Genomic DNA, 15,813 nt, shown 5'->3' on the forward strand with positions numbered 1-15,813 from the left:
CGCAAATAAACTCACGAATTCACGAGTCACTTGTGTTGCTGACAATCTTTCGATCACCAGTCTTACCCACAAGCACCCACACGAATTGCTTGATTCAACTTGTTAAAGAGCGTTTCGCTTGAGCTTTCGTCTCAACCGAGGCCGCGCATTCTACAGCAGCCTTTCGTCCTGTCAAGCGCCTTGCCGAATCGTCTTGCTTTGTCGGCACCGCCTGCCTTGCCTGCCCGACACCCTTTAGCCAACCCCTTGATTTTCAAGGAATTCCGCAGCAGCTGCCCGGCAAGTGGGGCGCATTATAGGGCCTCGACGCGCAACGTCAACAGGAAAATGCATTCCTCTCAAATTGCCTCTTTATAGGAGGCAACCAAGTCAGTTGCGACTCTATCCCCCCTCCTCTGGGTAATAGAGAGACGACTTAACAGTGCAATAAGCTCTCCAGAGTCAAGGCCGTATACATAGTGGCTGAAAGAACGACTTAAACAGATCAGATCACTTTATTTCGCCTTAAAGCAGCAATCTGCTCACAGCTAAGGCCAAGGACATCAGTGAGCACCTGCTCGGTGTGCTCACCAAGCAACGGAGGTGCTTGTCGATATGAAACCGGCGTGACGGATAACCGGATCGGACTGGCTACCTGCGGCACAGCCCCAGCTATCGGATGCGGCAATTCGATTCGAAGCCCCCGGGCAACAACTTGTGGATCGGCAAACACTTGAGACAAATCGTTAATCGGTGCACATGGAACGCCTGCCATCTCCAGCACAGCCAGCCAATCGGCCGTAGTACGAAATACGGTAACTTGACGAATCAATGGGATCAGCAAGCCACGATGGATAACGCGAGCCTGATTGGTCGCAAAGCGCATATCCAGAGACCATTCCGGATGTCCAGCCACTACGCAGAAACTACGGAATTGTTCATCGTTCCCTACAGTAAGGATGAAATTTCCATCCGCCGTTGGGAAATCCTGATACGGCACTATGTTCGGATGAGCGTTACCAAGCGAGCGCGGAGGCTGTCCCGTAACCAGATAGTTCAATGCCTGATTGGCCAAGCAAGCCACCTGCACATCGAGCAGGGCCAGATCGATATATTGGCCGATACCGCTCCGCTCGCGGTAAGACAACGCCGCCAACACCGAGACAGCCGCATAGAGGCCAGTGAGGATATCGGTCAGGGCCACTCCGACCTTGAGCGGACCAGATCCCGCCTCACCCTCCGCTCGACCGGTCATGCTCATCAGACCGCCCATAGCTTGAATCATAAAATCATAGCCAGCGCGCTCTGCATAAGGTCCATTCTGTCCAAATCCTGTAATGGAGCAGTAAACCAAGCGCGGATTTATGGCTTTAAGCGAGGCGTAGTCAAGACCGTAGACTGCAAGCCTGCCAACCTTGAAATTCTCCAACACCACATCGGAGCGGGCGGCCAATTCGCGGACCAACCGCTGCCCCTCAGGCAAGCCCATATTAATGGTAATCGACCGCTTGTTGCGGTTGGCCGAAAGAAAGTAGGCAGCCTCGGAGGTGTCATTGCCTTCGGCATCCTTGAGAAAAGGCGGCCCCCAATGGCGAGTATCGTCTCCCTTACAGGGACGCTCGACCTTTATTACTTCGGCACCAAGATCAGCAAGGATTTGCGCGGCCCAAGGTCCGGCCAGCACTCGGGTAAGGTCAAGCACACGGATCGGAGAGAGAGCGCCGGACACAAAGGATTCCTTCTATAGCCTATAGCGCAACTGTATGAAGCCTGGCATATCAAAGGACTAGCAGTGGGTACGAAAACAGACAGAGCCCATGCAACCTTTGATCACCCGCCCACTCTGATAACACAGCTATTTCAGACTAAAGTAGCATGCGTTAAGTTTGTTCGCGGGATGAAGCAGTTCGCTCCAAGCTCATCCGCCAATGAGAGCGGCAGCGACATGCGACCCTGCCGAGTTTGGGAAGCACTCAACAGCAATGCTGCCCACCTCAAGCCAGGCTGCTTGATGTTTCGCTGTACCCGGCCAAGGCTTCCTCGAGTTTTGGTCCAGGGAAGGGAAGATAGTTACGAAATCAAACAAGGAGAATCAACGTGCACATTGGCGTTCCATTAGAAACCCACACCGGGGAAACAAGGGTTGCCGCTACACCGGAGACGGTGAAAAAGCTGGTCAGTCAGGGACATATTGTGACCGTGCAGAGCGGAGCCGGCCTCAGCGCCAGTCTTCCGGACAGCACCTTCGAAGCCGCCGGTGCGAAGATCGGCGACACAGGTGCCGCCTTTGGTGCAGACATCGTGCTCAAGGTCGTCGCCCCCAGTCCGGCCGAACTGGCACAAATGAAGACGGGTACCGTGCTGATCGGCATGCTCAACCCCTTCGACGACGACAACATCGCACGCATGGCCGAGCGCGGCATCACCGCCTTTGCCTTGGAGGCGGCACCACGTACCTCACGGGCGCAGAGCCTCGATGTGCTGTCCTCGCAGGCCAACATCGCCGGCTATAAGGCAGTGATCCTCGCGGCTAACCATTATCCGCGCTTCATGCCGATGCTGATGACTGCCGCCGGCACGGTGAAAGCCGCCCGCGTGCTGGTCCTTGGAGCCGGTGTCGCCGGTCTGCAGGCGATTGCCACGGCAAAACGCCTGGGTGCGGTGATCGAGGCTTCCGATGTACGCCCGGCAGTGAAGGAGCAGATCGAATCCCTTGGCGCCAAGTTCGTCGATGTTCCCTTCGAGACCGATGAGGAACGTCAGTGTGCCGAAGGTGTCGGCGGCTATGCCCGACCGATGCCGGCATCCTGGATGGAGCGCCAGGCCAAAGCAGTGCATGAACGTGCCAAACAGGCCGACATCATCATCACCACTGCGCTGATTCCCGGCCGCAAGGCACCGACGCTACTGCAGGAAGCCACCGTACAGGAAATGAAACCCGGCTCGGTGGTCGTCGATCTCGCCGCCGCGCAGGGCGGCAACTGCCCATTGACGGAGGCCGACGCGGTGGTGGTCCGCCACGGCGTAACCATCGTCGGCCACAGCAACCTGCCTGCACTGGTGCCGGCCGATGCCTCCGCCCTCTACGCACGCAACCTGCTGGACTTTCTCAAATTGGTGATCGACAAGGAGGGTCAGTTCCGTCTCGACCTGGAAGACGACATCGTCAAGGCCTGCCTGATGTGCGAAGGCGGCCGGGTCGTGCGGATCAACGGCGGCAGCTCGAATACCGCCACCACAGCGCCACGGGCCACCAAAGAAAACGCGTAAGGACAATAAAATGGACCTGATTTCCGACGGGCTTTACAACCTGATTATCTTCGTGCTGGCGATTTATGTCGGCTATCACGTGGTATGGAACGTAACACCTGCCCTGCATACGCCGCTGATGGCGGTGACCAATGCGATTTCCGCGATTGTCATCGTCGGTGCCATGCTCGCTGCGGCGCTCACCGAAACCGGCCTGGGCAAGCTGATGGGCACCCTTGCCGTGGCCCTGGCCGCCGTCAACGTGTTCGGCGGTTTCCTGGTCACCCGGCGCATGCTGGAAATGTTCAAGAAGAAAGCGGCGAAGGCGGAGGCCAAATAAGATGAGCATGAACCAGATCACCCTGCTCTACCTCATCGCCTCGGTGTGCTTCATCCAGGCGCTGAAGGGCCTGTCGCACCCGACCAGTTCGCAGCGCGGCAACCTGTTCGGCATGGCCGGCATGGCCGTTGCCGTGCTCACCACGCTGGCCCTGGTGTTCAAGCTGAATGCCGAAGTCGCCGGCAGCGGCATCGCCTTCGTCATCCTCGGCCTGCTGGTCGGCGGAGCTGTCGGCACCCTGATGGCCAGGCGCGTCGAGATGACCAAGATGCCCGAGCTGGTTGCCTTCATGCACAGCATGATCGGCCTGGCCGCCGTCTTCATCGCCATCGCCGCGGTGCTGGAGCCGCAGTCGCTGGGCATCGTGCAGTCCATCGATACGCCGATTCCGGCCGGTAATCGCCTGGAACTGTTCCTCGGCGCGGCGATCGGCGCCATCACCTTCTCCGGATCGGTGATCGCCTTCGGCAAGCTCTCCGGCAAGTACAAGTTCCGCCTGTTCCAGGGCACGCCGGTACGCTTCCAGGGCCAGCATCTGATCAACCTGCTGGTCGGCCTGCTCATTCTCGGCCTCGGCCTGGCCTTCACCCTCAACGGTAGCACCGGCGCCTTCGCCCTGCTGCTGCTGCTGGCCTTCGCCATCGGTGTGCTGCTGATCATCCCCATCGGCGGCGCCGACATGCCGGTGGTGGTCTCGATGCTCAACAGCTACTCGGGCTGGGCCGCTGCCGGTATCGGTTTCTCGCTGAACAACTCGATGCTGATCGTCGCCGGCTCGCTGGTCGGCTCGAGCGGCGCGATTCTCTCCTACATCATGTGCAAGGCGATGAACCGCTCGTTCGTCAACGTGCTGCTCGGCGGCTTCGGTGCCGATGCCAGCGCCGGCGGCGAAACTGCCAGGAACAACGCAGCGTCAAGTCCGGTTCGGCGGACGACGCCACCTTCCTGCTCTCCAATGCCGACAGCGTGATCATCGTCCCCGGCTACGGCCTGGCGGTGGCTCGCGCCCAGCATGCCCTGAAGGAACTGGCGGAAAAGCTCACCGAGCACGGCGTCGACGTGAAGTTCGCCATCCACCCGGTCGCCGGCCGCATGCCCGGGCACATGAACGTGCTGCTGGCCGAAGCCGAGCTGCCCTACGAGCAGGTCTACGAGATGGAGGACATCAACTCCGAGTTCGGCCAGACCGACGTGGTGCTGGTGCTTGGCGCCAACGACGTGGTCAACCCAGCGGCGAAGAACGATCCCAAGTCGCCGATCGCCGGCATGCCGATCCTGGAAGCCTTCAAGGCCAAGACCATCATCGTCAACAAGCGCTCCATGGCCAGCGGCTATGCGGGCCTCGACAACGAACTGTTCTACTTGGACAAGACCATGATGGTGTTCGGCGACGCCAAGAAGGTCCTCGAGGACATGGTCAAGGCCGTCGCTTGATACCTTGACGCTTCCCCGAAGCGGCCCGTGACAGCGGCCGGTAAACGCCCCGACTTGTTCGGGGCGTTTGCTTTTGTAGCGCCGCATGAGAATCAATCGACTCGGGATCGGCGGCGCTGCCGGACTGGCTGATCCCAAAGGGGTTGAACTAAACTGCGCCAACCAGCGATGGAGCTTTCGTAAGCAGTGCTCTGCAATGCGCTCTCTCTTGGCAAGTCGAAAGGAGTTTTCCCATGTCTCGTCTGCACCTGTTCAGCGCTGCGGCACTACTACTCACGGTCACCAGCGCCTCAGCCACCAGCCTTATCGTCACCACCGATGCGGTCGGCCGCGCTACCGTCGGCACCAGCGATGCCAGCTCCGATGCGTCCTCTTCCGACGACGACGATGACAAACTGCTGCTGGAAGCCCGCGACGATGCCGCCAGCTTCGTCGCCAGTGAAGGCGTCATTCGTGGCGCGCACCTGGAAGCCGCGATCGAGCATATCCGCAGCAAGTTCCCGCAGCTGCCCGCCAGCGACCTGCAGCTGGCTCAAGCCATCCTCGCCCGCTGAGCGACCGCCTTCCGTCTCTCGCTGCCGCCCGCACAGACCGGCGGCAGGCTTGAACGGTCCGGCAAATCCATCTCCACACGGGTTCACATTCGCCTCACCCGCCTGTCCCGGGCACTGGTCCGACGAGATGGATTCCGTTACTTTTCCGCCCCGCGGCCAGCGGCTGTCGCCCAGGCGCACCTGCCGTCGGCCCATGGGCATCGCCCCGGCCAACCAGCCCATCGAACGTCTCCTGCCGTAACCGAGATATCCGCCATGCGCCATTCCCTGCTCACCATCACCCTGTTGCTGCTCAGCGCCGCCAGCCAGGCCCAGACCCTGAAGGCCACCAGCAACATCGTGGTGCGCGCCCTCGACCGCACCGTCGACTTCACCTCCGACACCACCACTTCGATCCGCGACATGAAGGTGGTGATCGATGCCCGCGAAGATGCCGCCAGCTTCGTTGCCAGCGACGGCATGATCCGCGGCGCGCAGTTGGAGGCCGCCCTCGGCGCGATCCGCGAACGCCTGCCGGAGGCCCGCGAGGCCAGCGACCAGGCCCTGGCCGAAGCCATTCTCGCCCGGTGAGCCGGCTTGGCGTCGGGCTGCTCGGCACAGCCCTGCTGCTGGCCAGTGCCGGCGTGCAGGCTGAATTGCGCCTGGCTCTGCACAGCGAGGGGCTGAGCGAGCCCCAGCGCCAGGCCAGCCAAGCTCTGCTCGACGAAGCCCAGACCGCCCTGCCGCCCCGCTTGCGCGAGCAGTTGGATCGCACCGTGGAAGTGCACTGGAGTCGGCATCTTCCCGACAACGGCTACGGCCGCGCCAGTCTCCCCGAAAGGCTCGAACTCAACGCCCGCCTGCTGCCGGGGCTGGCCGACGGCTCGGCGGCCAGTGCCCGGACCGGCCGCCCTCACGGCACGGTACGCCGCGAACTGCTGGCCACGGTGCTGCATGAACTGGCCCATCTCTACGACCGCAGCCGCGCCTGGGCCGCGGAGGATCGCTTGCAGCTGCAGCGCTGCCGCCAGCAGGCCGGCAGCCTTGGTCCGGTCGGGCTGGCAGAGCGCTGCCGCGGCCAGACCGATCGCCGCTTCACCCTCTCCGACGACCCGCGCCTGCTGGACCTGGCCGGCTGGCAGCAGGCCGTCGGCCGCCGTGGCGAACGCGAGCGGGACAACGGCCAGGTCGCGCGCAGCCCGGACCCCTACGAATTAAGCAATCCCCGCGAATTCGTTGCGGTGAACCTCGAATATTTCCTGCTCGACCCCGCCTATGCCTGCCGGCGTCCGTCGCTGTATCGCTACTTCCAGAAGCATTTCGGCTGGGCGCCGGCGGCACGCGCCGACTGTCCGCCGAGTTATCCCTACCTCAACGCCGGCCGCGACTTCGCCCGCCAGCCCCTCGGCCAGCTCGACCCCGAACGGGTCTACGAAGTCGACTACCTGTTCGCCGAGGCCAACGACAACTGGGTCAGCCGTTGGGGCCACAGCATGCTGCGTCTGGTGATTTGTGCCCCCGGCCGGCCGCGCGGACCGGCCTGCCGGCTGGATCTGGACCAGCATCTGGTGCTTTCCTACCGCGCCTTCGTCGGCGACGTGCAGCTCTCCAGCTGGGACGGCCTGACCGGCAGCTACCCTTCGCGACTGTTCGTCCTGCCGCTCAACCAGGTGATCGACGAATACACCAAGGTCGAGCTGCGCAGCCTGGCCTCGGTACCGCTCAGACTCAGCGCCGAGGAGCGTCGCGAACTGGTCGAGCGGGCCGCCGAACAGCACTGGAGCTACGACGGCGACTACTGGTTCCTGTCCAACAACTGCGCGGTGGAAACCCTCAAGCTGTTGCGCACTGGTACCGCCCGCACCGAGCTGGAAACCCTCGACAGCATCATGCCCAACGGCCTGCTCGACCTGCTGGTCGGCCGCGGCCTGGCCGACCGCAGCCGACTGGACGATCCGCAGGAGGCGCTGCGCCTGGGCTACCGCTTCGACTCCTTTCGCGAACGCTACCAGGCGATGTTCGCGATCCTGCGCCAGCGGCTGAGCGTGTCCCAGGAGGGCGTCGAAGACTGGCTGGTCCTGCCCGCCGCCGAGCGCCGCCCCTGGCTCGACCGCGCCGATCTGCGCGCCAGCGCCGCCTTGCTGCTGCTCGAGCAGGCGGCCATGCGGCGCCAGCTGCTGCTCGCCCAAGAGGAGCTCAAGCAGCGCTACCTGAGCAGGCGCGAAGAAGACCACCGCGATCCCAACCTGGCGCGGGCTGGCGCCATCCTGGACAAGATCCTCGCCAACAGCGGCTTCCTGAGCCGTCCGGCGGAGCTGCTCGATGGCGGCTATGGCCTGCCACAGGCCGGCGAATGGCCGCGTCTGGAAGCCCAGAGCGCCGCTCGCCATCAGAACCTGCGCCAGCTCAACGACGAGCTCGACCAGGAGCTGCGCACCCTCCTGCAGCCCGAGCGCCTGACCGAGCTGCAGGCCGTCGAAGCCAACCTCCGCCATTTGGGCGAGCGCCTGCGCGCTCTGCACAAGGCCGCCGACGGCCTGCAACTGCCCGGAACCGAACTTGTCCGCCCCGCGCCCCTCTGATGAAGAGGCTCACTCAATGGAGGACATACCATGAAAAGGACCGGATCGGCCGTCTGGCAGGGCAACCTGAAGGAAGGCAAAGGCAGCGTCAGTACCCAGAGCGGCGCGCTCGAGGAACAACCCTATGGCTTCAGCAGCCGTTTCGAGGACCAGCCCGGCACCAATCCCGAGGAGCTGATCGGCGCGGCCCATGCCGGCTGCTTCTCCATGGCGCTGGCCAAGATGTTAGGCGATGCGGGCCTCCCCCCGGAGCGGCTGGAGACCCAGGCCGACGTCACCTTAGAGAAACAGGGCGAGGGCTTTGCCATCACGACCATCGACCTGACCCTCAAGGCCCGGGTGCCGGGCGCCACGCCCGAGCGGTTCAATGAACTCGCCAACCGGGCGAAAGAAGGCTGTCCGGTCTCCAAGCTGCTGAATGCCCGGATCAACCTGAAAGCCAGCCTGGAGAGCTGACGCCGAGGCGGGCTTGACCGCACGGCGCCCCGACAGGGGCTTCGCGGGCAAGTCCGCGCCCGGGGTTGGGTTGCCCGCGTGCTCCCAAGCAAGGCCGTGCCGGCGCACGCCAGACGCTTGCCTCCCATGTCACCTCCCGCCCAAGATGGCCGGTCTTTGGCAATCCGGGGATTTTCATGTCTGCCCTGCTGCTGGCCCTCTGGCCACTGTTCGCCCTGATCGTCGGCGGCTACCTGCTGCGCCGTCGGGACTTCCTCGGCGAAGGCTTCTGGCCCGGTGCCGAGCGCTTGAACTATTTCATCCTGTTCCCCGCCCTGCTGTTCCAGAGCCTGGCCGGCGCACCGCTGGACAATCCGGCCCTGCCGCGCCTGGCGGCAGCCGTGCTGCTGGGGCTCGCCCTGGCCTGGGCCGTCCTGCTGCTGGGGCGACGACTGCACGGCTGGCCGGCCGCGCGCTTCGGCGCCCTCGCCCAGGGTCTGCTGCGTTTCAATACCTATCTGGGCCTGGCCGCGATCGGCAGCCTGTTCGGCCCACCGGGCCTGGCCCTGGCCGCGCTGATGCTGGCACTGCTGGTGCCGGCGGTGAACCTGCTGTCGGTCTGGGCCCTGACCGCCGAGCGCGGCGTCAACGCCCGTCTTCTCTTGCCGATCCTGAAAAATCCGCTGATCCTCGCCTGCCTGGCCGGAGCACTGGCCAATCTGACGGGACTGGTGCTGCCCGCCGGCAGCGACCGCTTGCTGTCACTGCTCGCCGTGGCCAGCCTGCCGCTCGGCCTGCTCTGCGTGGGTGCCGCCCTGCAGCCGCGGGAGCTCGCCGGAGAGTTGCCGGCCCTGTCCTGGAACTGCGCCCTGCGCCTGCTGGCCATGCCGCTACTGGCCTGGGCAGTGGCCCGCCTGCTCGTCCTGCCGCCCTTGGAAAGCAGCGTGCTGGTACTGTTCTTCGCCCTGCCGACCGCCCCCACCGCCTACGTGCTGACCCGCCAACTGGGCGGTGACGGCCACCTGATGGCCGGCCTGATCACCCTGCAGACCCTGCTGGCAGCCGCCAGCCTGCCACTGATGCTGGCCCTGCTGCCCTGAGCTGGGCAGACGCCGATTACCGGCCCCTCATGCCCGCCAGTGCCCCGTCTTTCGGCGAATCAGGGCACTTTTATGACGGAAATATGATATGAATCAAGAAAAAGACGCCCTCGGCGTGTTCAGCACCTATCAGTGAGCACCTTGGCGTCCCTCATTGTCCTACTGTCGAGGGGGCCTCAGCATGTTAACGCTGCTTCATCTGCTGTCTGCCATCGCCCTGCTCGTATGGGGCACCCATATCGTCCGTACCGGCATCCTGCGCGTCTACGGCACGCGGTTGCGTCACCTGCTCGGCCACAGCATGCGCCGGACGCCCCAGGCCTTCCTCGCCGGCCTGGGCATCACCGCCCTGGTGCAAAGCAGCAACGCCACCGCCCTGCTGACCAGCGCCTTCGTCGCCGAGGGGCTGATGGCCCTGGCTCCGGCACTGGCGGCCATGCTCGGCGCGGACGTCGGCACGGCCGTGATGGCGCGGGTACTGACCCTCGACCTGTCCTGGCTGTCGCCGCTGCTGCTGCTGTGTGGCGTGAGCCTGTTCCTTGCGCAACGACACAATCCCGCCGGCCAGCTCGGCCGGGTGGCGATCGGCCTCGGCCTGATCATGCTCGCCCTCGAGCTGATCGTCGCAGCCAGCGAGCCCATCACCCACGCCCAGGGGCTGGGGCTGCTGTTCGCCTCGCTGACCGGCGACCGCCTGCTCGCCGCCGTGATCGGCGCCCTGTTCGCCATGCTCACCTACTCCAGCCTGGCCACGGTACTGCTCACCGCCACCCTGGCCGGTGCCGGACTGATCGATTTGCCGCTGGCCATCGCCCTGGTGATCGGCGCCAACATCGGCAGCGGCGTGCTGGCCTACCTCAACAGCAGCCTGCAGGTCGCTGCCGGACGGCGGGTCGCCCTCGGCAACCTGCTCTACAAGCTGCTTGGACTGCTGGTGCTACCGCTGCTCGATCCCCTGGCGGCATGGATGCGGCAGTTGCCGCTCAGCCTGCAGGACCAGGTGATCGGCTTCCACCTGGCCTACAACAGCCTGCGTTGCCTGCTGCTGCTGCCCAGCGTCACCCCGATGGCGCACTTGTGCACCCGCCTACTGCCGGAGCGCACGACAGAGAAGAACGGCACGGTCCGGCCACGCTATCTCGATCCGGACGCCCTGCCCACGCCGACCCTGGCGCTCGCCAATGCGGTGCGCGAAACCTTGCGCATCGGCGATCTGGTCGAGCAGATGCTCGGCCATCTGCGCGCCGTGCTGCAGGATCAGCGCGCCGAAACGGATCGCGAGCTACGCCGCCTCGAGGACGAGCTGGACACCCTCTACGGGGCGGTGAAGCTGTATCTGGCCAGACTGCCGCGCCAAGCGCTGGGCGAGGCGGAAGACCGCCGCTGGGCGGAAATCATCGAACTGTCGGTCAACCTGCGGCAGGCCGGCTACATTCTCGCCAAGATGCAGCGCCGGGCCGAACGACGGAGCGTCACCCGCATCGACCTGGAGGAGTTGGCCGAGCTGCATACCGAACTGCTCGCCAACCTGCGCCTGGGGCTGAGCGTGTTCCTCTCCGGCGATCCGCGCAGCGCACGCCAGCTGTTGCGCCAGAAACGCCGGTTCCGTGCCCTCGAGCGGCGTCTGGCGCACGCCCATGTCGACCGCCTGCACTGCCTGGTCCAGCACACCCCCGAAACCGGCTCGGCCCATCTGGAGCTGCTGGAAGACATGAAGCGCCTCAACTCGCTGTTCTGCTGCAGCGCCTACGTCGTGCTGGAGGCCGAAGCCGAAGCCCAGGCTAGCGAGAGCCCGGACGAGAGAGCCGAGCGCGACCGGCTGGACGGCGAGCTGCGCCGCCTGCTGCTCGACGACACGACTACCCGGGCGGCCGGAGGGCGGGCGGCGGGCTGAAGCCGGCGCCCGCCGGAAGGCGGGCCGGCGAGCCGGCCTCGCGGCTAGAATTCGCCCTCCGCTCGCCACAGACTCCGCCATGCGCCCCATGCCGTCCCTGCAACCCTGGAAAACCCGCCTCCAGAACCTGATCGCCCTGGCCAGCCGCTATCCGCGTCTGCTGGCCCTGTTCGGCTTCGTCTCCGGCCTCGCCAGTTTCTTCCTGGTCGAGCGCAAGGAAAGCCTGGCCGGCCTCATCGCCGTGGTGATGCTGGCGAGCTGGGCCTGGCTGCTGCTGGAAAACCTGCTGACCCGCGGCCTGCGTCACTGGTTCGGGCTGCAGTTGCCGCCGCCGCTGCTGCGCTACGCGACGCAGATGATCCACCAGGAAAGCCTGTTCTTCGTCCTGCCGTTCTTCTTCACCACCACGACCTGGAACAGCGGCCAGGCGGCCTTCACCAGCCTGCTCGGCCTGGCCGCGCTGGTATCGATCATCGATCCGCTGTACTACCGTTGGCTGACGCCGCGGCGCTGGGCATTCATGGCCTTCCACGGCCTGACCCTGTTCGCCGTGCTGCTCACCACCTTGCCGCTGATCTATCAGCTGGCGACACCGCAAAGCTACCGGCTGGCGCTGGGCAGCGCCGTGCTGCTGGCCTTTCCCAGCCTGCTCGGCGCGCTGCAGGGGCAGAACTGGTGGCGCCGACTGGCCCTGCTCGGCCTGCTCGCCGCCCTCGGCGGCGCCGGCTGGTGGGCGCGAACCTGGGTGCCACCTGCGACCCTGTGGCTGAATGCGGTGGCGGTGACCCAGGAAATGGACGGGCGCAACCGCGCGCCGGGTGCCAGCATAAAGCGCATCGGCCTGGCCCAGTTGCGGGCCCGGGGCCTCTACGCCTATACGGCGATCCACGCCCCGCGCGGCCTGAACGAGCGCATTTACCACGTCTGGCGACACGCCGGCCAGGAGGTGGACCGCATTCCTCTGGAGATCCACGGCGGCCGCCAGGAGGGCTACCGCGCCTGGAGCCGCAAGCAGCGCTTTCCCACAAACGCCCTCGGCCGCTGGGAAGTCCGCGTGCAGACCGAGGCCGGCCAACTGATCGGCGTGCTGCGCTTTCGGATCGTCGAATAGTCCCTAAAGACTTGAAACAGCCGTCCTAGACAGCAAAATGACTTCTTTCGCCGTCCACATGGCAATTAGCTGCAGGCAAATCCGTTCAATTCGGTTATCGTTGCGGCATTCCGTCCCACCCCACCATTAGGCTACTAGGAGCCCTCCTATGGAATATGGTAACGCCCAGCTGACGATGACCGTGCTGATGACGCCGGATATGGCCAACTTCTCCGGCAACGTGCATGGCGGTACGCTGCTCAAGCTGCTCGACGAAGTCGCCTACGCTTGTGCCAGCCGCTACGCCGGTCGCTATGCCGTGACGCTCTCGGTGGACCAGGTGACCTTCCGTCAGCCGGTCCACGTCGGCGAGTTGGTGACCTTCCTCGCCTCGGTCAACTATACTGGCAGCTCATCGATGGAAATCGGTATTCGGGTCGTCACCGAGAATATCCGCGAGCGCACCGTACGCCACACCAACAGCTGTTTCTTCACCATGGTGGCCCTCGACGAGAACCGCAAGCCTACCCAGGTACCGCCGCTGCAGCCCACCACGGAACAGGAAAAACGCCGCTATGAACAGGCCAAGCGGCGCCGCGAGCTGCGTCAGGAGCTGGAAAGCCGCTACCAGCAGATCAAGAACAAGGCCTCCTAATCCAGACGACGAATGCACAGGCGTCGACCGGCGGATCGACTAAGCTGGGCTCGACGTCACAGGTAAAACAACAACAATCATGCTGACTCTCGCCAACCTGTTCATTCTGTTGCTGCTGGCCGGCATCGGTGCCTGGCTGTGGCATACCCATGGTCTGCGCGAGCGGGCCTTGGCCGCGGTCAGGCAGCACTGCGCGAAGACGGGCGTCGAACTGCTCGACGACAACGTCGCCCTGCGCAGTTTCGGCCTGCACCCCGACGCCCGCGGCCGTCGGCGTATGGCACGGATCTACGACTTCGAATTCACCGTCACCGGCGAACAGCGTTACAACGGCAGCATCGTCATGTTCGGCCGCTATGTCGCCGGCATCGAGCTGGGCGCCCACCCGTTTCCCGCCTCATCCCAGCCACAGCCGCCCCATCAGTCCGCCGAGGTGATCCAGCTCGACCAATGGCGCCGCAAGCATCCCATGCACAAGCAGCATCAGCACTGAAGCAGCGCCCGACACGATGCCTGCACGCGGGCAGACATCCCGCTCCAGCCTTTCGCCTCATCCTCGCCGCAACAGAAAGGCGGCTACCCGCTCGGCACACGCCTCGGGCCGCTCCTGCATGAAACAGTGCCCGCCGGGCAGCGTATGGGCAGTGACATGGGGATTCATGGCGCACCAGCGCGCCGTCGAACGGGCGATGAAGGGAAAGCTGTGCTGGCCGTTGAGCAGCAGGGTCGGCGTGCGCACCCCGGCGAGCGCCGACCAGAAGCGCCGCGGGCAAGAATTGAAGATCTCGACCTCCCGGCTCGGCCGGCATTTCAGCTCGACGCCACCATCCGCCGCCTCCTTCAAGGCGTGCTGGACGTAGGCACGCAGCGCCGCATCGCTCCAATCCCTGAAGACACCGCGCCCGTGCAGGCAGGCGTAGGCGGTGGCGCGATCCGGCCAGTGCCGGCGGCGGCTCGCCGACTGGCGGGCCAGGGCGTTGAAGCGCTCCAGTCCGAAAAACTCGGAGAACCCCAGCACACCGATCATCGTCCGACCGAACAGCACCGGGTCGAGCAGCACCGCACGCTGGAACAGCGCCGGCTCGCCGGCCAGCATCAGGCAACTCAACACCCCGCCGAAACTGTGCCCGCAGGCGTGGTACGGCACTTTGCCGAAACGCCCGCGGCCGGCCTGAAAGGCCTCCAGCGCCAGCTCGGCGGTGCGGTTCCAGCCCAGGAAGCGGCCGCCGTGATCGCTGTCGCCATGCCCCTGGACATCGCACAGCCAGAGGTCGAAGTCCGCGGCCAGCACACGCAGCAGCGGCTCGTAGGTTCTGCCGCAGAAGCCGTTGCCGTGCAGGAAGTGCAGCAGCGGTCTACCGCCCGGTGCAGTGTGCCAACCGCGCAGGGTGAAGCCGGCCGAGCTGGCGTGGGACCAGGGATGCAGGATCATGGGCACCCTCCACGGGCAAAAGGATGCTCAGTGTAGCCGTTCCGTCACGCCACGCGCCGCGCCCAGGAAACTCAGCCGGGCAGGCGACAGGCCGCCATGGCGGCCTTGAGCGCGGCCTCGTCGTGCGCCTCGGCGAAGATCAGCTCCAGTCGCGAATCCCGGCGCCATTCGCTGGGCTGCCAGCGGATCGGTGCACCGTCCAGGGCATTGCCGGACACCCAGCCGGCCTCGGTGTGCAGGACCAGCTTGGCACGCCGCCAGGGCAATCCGGCCAACCAGCGCTGCACACGCGACAGCTCGAAACACTGGCTGGCGTGCCAGCGCCAGCCGATGCTCCAGCCCTCAGCCCGGGCCTGGCTGGCGCAGAACGGGCGACGCGGATCGAGCCAGACCTCCGCCGACAGCGGCGTCCCGGCCGGCAATTCGGCGTCCGACGGCCCGGCGTCCAGCCCGGCAGCGGCACTCAAGCCCGGCAGCAGCGCCAGCGGCAGAGCACCCCGGCTGGTCCAGTACAGCGAACGCGGCGGCAATCGCTCCGCCACTCGCGCACGCGCCGCCTCATCCAGCGACTCCGCCTTGTTCAAGACCAGCAGCTCGGCCATCGCCAGCGCTTCCGCCTGGCTCGGTGGCAGCGTCTCGCCGGCGGCCAGCGCCGCGGCATCCAGCACCAGCACGACAGGTTGCAACGCCAGCACGCCGCTCCAGGGCGGCGTACCGAGCTGGCGCCACAGCGCGGCGGGATGGCCGAGCCCGGAGGGTTCGATCAGCAAGCGGTCGGGACGCGCCTTGCGCAGCAGACGCACCAGGCCGACCTGGAAGGGCGCGCCGTTGACGCAGCACAGGCAGCCGCCGGCGATTTCGGCGAAGGCAACGCCATCCGCGCCGTTATCCAGCAGGGCGGCATCCAGGCCGATCCGGCCGAATTCGTTGATCAGCACTGCCCAGCGCTCGGCGACCGGCCGCTGCGCCAGCAACTGGCGGATCAGGCTGGTCTTGCCCGCGCCGAGGGGGCCGCCGATCAGGTGAGTGGGAATATTCTTCAGCATCCGCACATGGTGGGGCTTTTTGCACGGAGCGGGAAGTCCGTCGC

The 15,813-nt window shown here is 65.2% G+C and carries 14 protein-coding genes and 1 pseudogene; 12 read left to right on the plus strand and 3 right to left on the minus strand.

Going from position 1 to position 15,813, the window contains the following annotated elements; translation table 11 throughout:
- Nucleotides 1-484 precede the first annotated feature (484 nt).
- Nucleotides 485-1,708, minus strand: a complete 1,224-nt coding sequence (locus Atro_RS12735) for a CaiB/BaiF CoA transferase family protein (protein WP_497922771.1) — start codon at nucleotides 1,706-1,708, stop codon at nucleotides 485-487.
- 368 nt (nucleotides 1,709-2,076) lie between these two features.
- Here Atro_RS12735 and Atro_RS12740 point away from each other — a divergent pair, with 368 nt between their 5' ends.
- The 12 genes and pseudogenes from Atro_RS12740 to Atro_RS12795 all read left to right on the plus strand — a co-directional run bounded on the left by Atro_RS12740 (nucleotide 2,077) and on the right by Atro_RS12795 (nucleotide 13,784).
- Complete coding sequence (locus Atro_RS12740) at nucleotides 2,077-3,249, plus strand: Re/Si-specific NAD(P)(+) transhydrogenase subunit alpha (RefSeq protein ID WP_497922773.1); 1,173 nt, start codon at nucleotides 2,077-2,079, stop codon at nucleotides 3,247-3,249.
- A gap of 10 nt (nucleotides 3,250-3,259) precedes the next feature.
- Nucleotides 3,260-3,568 carry an NAD(P) transhydrogenase subunit alpha part 2 gene (locus Atro_RS12745; RefSeq protein WP_039800922.1) on the plus strand — a complete coding sequence of 103 codons (309 nt, stop codon included), beginning with the start codon at nucleotides 3,260-3,262 and terminating at the stop codon, nucleotides 3,566-3,568.
- 1 nt (nucleotide 3,569) lies between these two features.
- A pseudogene (locus Atro_RS12750) lies at nucleotides 3,570-5,002 on the plus strand (NAD(P)(+) transhydrogenase (Re/Si-specific) subunit beta).
- 233 nt (nucleotides 5,003-5,235) lie between these two features.
- Nucleotides 5,236-5,556, plus strand: coding sequence for a DUF2388 domain-containing protein (locus tag Atro_RS12755; RefSeq protein WP_497922775.1), 321 nt, complete (start codon nucleotides 5,236-5,238; stop codon nucleotides 5,554-5,556).
- 255 nt (nucleotides 5,557-5,811) lie between these two features.
- Nucleotides 5,812-6,126, plus strand: coding sequence for a DUF2388 domain-containing protein (locus Atro_RS12760; RefSeq protein WP_497922777.1), 315 nt, complete (start codon nucleotides 5,812-5,814; stop codon nucleotides 6,124-6,126).
- The gene (locus Atro_RS12765; RefSeq protein WP_497922778.1) at nucleotides 6,123-8,117 is read left to right on the plus strand and encodes a DUF7844 domain-containing protein; all 1,995 of its coding nucleotides are present in this window, start codon (nucleotides 6,123-6,125) and stop codon (nucleotides 8,115-8,117) included. The genes Atro_RS12760 and Atro_RS12765 overlap by 4 nt, the downstream gene beginning before the upstream one ends.
- Before the next feature lie 30 nt (nucleotides 8,118-8,147).
- Complete coding sequence (locus Atro_RS12770; RefSeq protein ID WP_497922779.1) at nucleotides 8,148-8,573, plus strand: OsmC family protein; 426 nt, start codon at nucleotides 8,148-8,150, stop codon at nucleotides 8,571-8,573.
- Between the two features lie 176 nt (nucleotides 8,574-8,749).
- Nucleotides 8,750-9,652 (plus strand): AEC family transporter, encoded by a 903-nt coding sequence (locus tag Atro_RS12775; protein WP_497922780.1) that lies wholly within the window; start codon nucleotides 8,750-8,752, stop codon nucleotides 9,650-9,652.
- 181 nt (nucleotides 9,653-9,833) lie between these two features.
- Complete coding sequence (locus Atro_RS12780; RefSeq protein ID WP_497922781.1) at nucleotides 9,834-11,546, plus strand: Na/Pi cotransporter family protein; 1,713 nt, start codon at nucleotides 9,834-9,836, stop codon at nucleotides 11,544-11,546.
- Between the two features lie 88 nt (nucleotides 11,547-11,634).
- A complete protein-coding gene (locus Atro_RS12785) occupies nucleotides 11,635-12,657 on the plus strand; it encodes a DUF5924 family protein (RefSeq protein WP_497927677.1) in 1,023 nt (340 codons plus the stop codon).
- 148 nt (nucleotides 12,658-12,805) lie between these two features.
- Nucleotides 12,806-13,291 (plus strand): acyl-CoA thioesterase, encoded by a 486-nt coding sequence (locus Atro_RS12790; protein WP_497922783.1) that lies wholly within the window; start codon nucleotides 12,806-12,808, stop codon nucleotides 13,289-13,291.
- 79 nt (nucleotides 13,292-13,370) lie between these two features.
- Nucleotides 13,371-13,784, plus strand: a complete 414-nt coding sequence (locus Atro_RS12795) for a DUF3301 domain-containing protein (RefSeq protein WP_497922785.1) — start codon at nucleotides 13,371-13,373, stop codon at nucleotides 13,782-13,784.
- Between the two features lie 57 nt (nucleotides 13,785-13,841).
- Here Atro_RS12795 and Atro_RS12800 read toward each other — a convergent pair whose 3' ends face one another.
- Nucleotides 13,842-14,723, minus strand: a complete 882-nt coding sequence (locus Atro_RS12800; protein WP_497922787.1) for an alpha/beta fold hydrolase — start codon at nucleotides 14,721-14,723, stop codon at nucleotides 13,842-13,844.
- Nucleotides 14,724-14,794: 71 nt separating this feature from the next.
- Nucleotides 14,795-15,769: a CobW family GTP-binding protein gene (locus tag Atro_RS12805; protein WP_497922789.1), complete on the minus strand. Its 975-nt coding sequence runs from the start codon at nucleotides 15,767-15,769 to the stop codon at nucleotides 14,795-14,797.
- Between the last annotated feature and the right edge of the window lie 44 nt (nucleotides 15,770-15,813).

It is taken from the genome of Azotobacter tropicalis (assembly GCF_059739045.1).

Coding starts and splice junctions, on each gene's coding strand:
- Atro_RS12745 (WP_039800922.1), top strand. CDS start 3,260: ATGGACCTGATTTCCGACGGGCTTTACAACCTGATTATCTTCGTGCTG.
- Atro_RS12755 (WP_497922775.1), top strand. CDS start 5,236: ATGTCTCGTCTGCACCTGTTCAGCGCTGCGGCACTACTACTCACGGTC.
- Atro_RS12760 (WP_497922777.1), top strand. CDS start 5,812: ATGCGCCATTCCCTGCTCACCATCACCCTGTTGCTGCTCAGCGCCGCC.
- Atro_RS12770 (WP_497922779.1), top strand. CDS start 8,148: ATGAAAAGGACCGGATCGGCCGTCTGGCAGGGCAACCTGAAGGAAGGC.
- Atro_RS12775 (WP_497922780.1), top strand. CDS start 8,750: ATGTCTGCCCTGCTGCTGGCCCTCTGGCCACTGTTCGCCCTGATCGTC.
- Atro_RS12780 (WP_497922781.1), top strand. CDS start 9,834: ATGTTAACGCTGCTTCATCTGCTGTCTGCCATCGCCCTGCTCGTATGG.
- Atro_RS12785 (WP_497927677.1), top strand. CDS start 11,635: ATGCCGTCCCTGCAACCCTGGAAAACCCGCCTCCAGAACCTGATCGCC.
- Atro_RS12790 (WP_497922783.1), top strand. CDS start 12,806: ATGGAATATGGTAACGCCCAGCTGACGATGACCGTGCTGATGACGCCG.
- Atro_RS12795 (WP_497922785.1), top strand. CDS start 13,371: ATGCTGACTCTCGCCAACCTGTTCATTCTGTTGCTGCTGGCCGGCATC.
- Atro_RS12800 (WP_497922787.1), bottom strand. CDS start 14,723: ATGATCCTGCATCCCTGGTCCCACGCCAGCTCGGCCGGCTTCACCCTG.
- Atro_RS12805 (WP_497922789.1), bottom strand. CDS start 15,769: ATGCTGAAGAATATTCCCACTCACCTGATCGGCGGCCCCCTCGGCGCG.